Below are 2,658 nucleotides of genomic sequence, written 5' to 3'. Positions count from 1 at the left end.
CTTCATGATATATCCTATTACAAACAACGGTATCAGAACTCCACCACAGACTGAATATCCAACAGCAGCAAGGTCGTATATTGTAGGGAATGTCATTGCTCCAACTACTGCTATGATTCCTGCAAAGAACGTAGCATATCTACTGTATTTGATTGCTGTTTCTTCTGAAAGCTTTTCTTCAGGATCGATAATGTCAACTACTATGTTTGCAGCACCTGCATTAAGGTGAGTATCTGCTGTTGACATTGTAGCACCTGCAACTCCAAGACCAAGAAGAACTGTAAGGAACTTAGGCATTTTATTGATTATAAGCCATACAAGAGCCTGATCTCCAACACCTGGATTCAATGTACTTGCACTCATTCCTATTGAAATAACGAAGAATACCAGAACTATTGTAGATACCATACTAAGTCTAAATGCTCCCTTTGCTGCCCTTACATCCTTGGCTGCAAAAGCCCTGTTCCACAATATTGGGTTGGACAGACCTCCGAAGAAGGCGACAAAGAATGATGCTACTGTTGCTTTAAGTCCAAGTGATCCAAGATCCCAGTGTGTTGGGTCTATCGCAGTTACTCTTTCCTTCAGTATTTCAGGACTGAATCCAAAAGTTTTCAAACCGTAAAATATTACAAACAATGCCAGAGCAATCTGAATGATTCCCTGATAGGTATCTGTGTAAATAACTGCTTCAAGTCCACCCTGTACTGTATAGTAGATGAAGACCACTGAAGTGACAAGTACTGCGAGCCTGTAGTCTATTCCAAACAAATGATCAAGTACATAGGAAAGTCCCATAATCTGACCACCTGCCCATACTACATTTGGCATAAGAGCCGCAATACCTGCAACCCTTCTAACCACCAAGTCTCCACCGCACAATTCTTCTGCAATATATTGCGGCATTGTCATATAACTGAATTTTGCCAAATGCGGAGCTATAACCATTGCAAATATAATCCATGCAAGGAATGCTTCACCCAGGAACCACCAGTACGCTGATATTCCCATCAATGATCCTCTTCCTGCCTGTCCAATGAAGTTTCCTGCTCCACTTGAACTTGCAAAGGTTGTAAAGAATAATACTATTAATGCTGTTTTTTTACCTGCAAGGAAGTAGTCCTGTCTGGTTGTAATAACGCTTTTCTTGACATATCCAACCCCTAAACAAAAAATCATATATGCTACTATTAAAATTAACGCCGCTAATCTGTATCCATCCATATAAAAATTCCTCCAAAATTTATTTATATATTTCAACCTATTATATCTTAATAAAACTGTTAAATCTAATCTTAGCCTGCAGTAAAATTCTTTTATTAAATCTGTTATGCATATTATAATCTTTAAGTCATTACTGAATAGGATCATCAGGATCCATTATAAAAGTGTGCATGCCTGTTATATATGCTCTCCCTGTAATCTCTTCAATACTTCCAAATCCGGCTTCACCCGACACCTTTTCGGTTATTGCGAAATTCGTGTTTTTAAATGAAATTTCCTTTACAACTTCATCTTCCACCCTTGCCTTTATACTGATATTTCCATATATAGATTCAAAACATATATATGTGTAGGGTTCTACAATGTCAGCAAGGCCAGATTCAATCATTACTGTTGATACTCCTATTATACTTTCTTTTGATATATTTTCATATCCGTTTCTGTCCATGCTTATAATTCCTGTATCAGCTTCACTGCAGCAAGGCTCTGTAAGGATTATGCCGGACTGGTTTTCATTTGCCCTTGGTCCATCTATAAGCATTCTTCTAATCCAGTCTGAATTTTCCTTTAGATAAAGAGTCTTCTCAACTACAGTTTTCCCAGGAATATATGGCAACCCACCCGTCACCGTTCTGACGGGTATACCCTTAACATGGGTATCTACAGTTGTGAACATTCTTTTGATTTTCATACTGTAGCTTTCTCTTTCATCCACTTCTTCTCAAGTTCAAGAATTGCTTTCTTCTTAGCTGGGTCAAGCTCTTTTACTTTATGGTTTTCAATGATATCTATAGCCTTCTCGTTAAGCTTCTGAGTTATTGTCTTTTCTGCAACCTTTGCTGTGGATCTGTCAAAGAGTGTTGGTTGCCAGAATTTTCTAAAGTGCTTCAATGTATGCTCTTCAGCAAGGAAACTTCCTGAAGTCATTGCCTGATCAATTACATCTAGAGCAAGTGTTTCTTCATTTACATCGACACCTTCCATTATCTTTCTAACCATGGATATCTGCTCATTTGCAAGTATTAGTATTTCAGGACAAGTAACTGTTGCCTGATCCATTAGTCCTGTATCATGTACAAGGTTTTGTCCACTAAGTGCAGCCATCAAGTATCCCATTGTCATCTCTGTTGCCGCCTGCTGGTCAAGCGTTTTGGCATCAAGAGGTCCTGCAGTTCCCCATACTGGTATTTCATAGTAGTGAAGAATATCTGTAAGTGCCGCAATTTGAAGATATGTTTCAGGGGCACCGTAGCAGAATCTTGTTGTCTTCATATCCATTATAGATGCAACTCCACCATGGATGATTGGAGCTCCTGGATTAACTAGCTGATGGTATACAAGTCCTAGGAAACATTCAGCAAGGTTCTGTGCTAGAAGTCCTGCTGCTGTTGCCGGTGCTGTTGCTCCTGCCATAGGCATTGGATAATATACAAG

At 39.1% G+C, this 2,658-nt stretch carries 3 protein-coding genes; all 3 read right to left on the bottom strand.

The genetic code is table 11. The features are described 5' to 3' along the window. Window positions 1-1,224: sodium:solute symporter family protein (locus tag AC3AX0_RS11125; RefSeq protein ID WP_487550356.1), on the bottom strand; the 1,224-nt coding region annotated here is incomplete at its 3' end. A 130-nt stretch (window positions 1,225-1,354) separates the two neighbouring features. Further along, complete coding sequence (locus AC3AX0_RS11120) at window positions 1,355-1,915, bottom strand: proline racemase family protein (protein WP_487550355.1); 561 nt, start codon at window positions 1,913-1,915, stop codon at window positions 1,355-1,357. Continuing rightward, window positions 1,912-2,658: trimethylamine methyltransferase family protein (locus AC3AX0_RS11115; protein ID WP_487550354.1), on the bottom strand; the 747-nt coding region annotated here is incomplete at its 5' end. The genes AC3AX0_RS11115 and AC3AX0_RS11120, both read right to left, overlap by 4 nt.

Source organism: Dethiosulfatibacter sp. (genome assembly GCF_983023055.1).
This window is presented reverse-complemented; position numbering and strand designations above follow the sequence as displayed.

Coding starts and splice junctions, on each gene's coding strand:
- AC3AX0_RS11120 (WP_487550355.1), bottom strand. CDS start 1,915: ATGAAAATCAAAAGAATGTTCACAACTGTAGATACCCATGTTAAGGGT.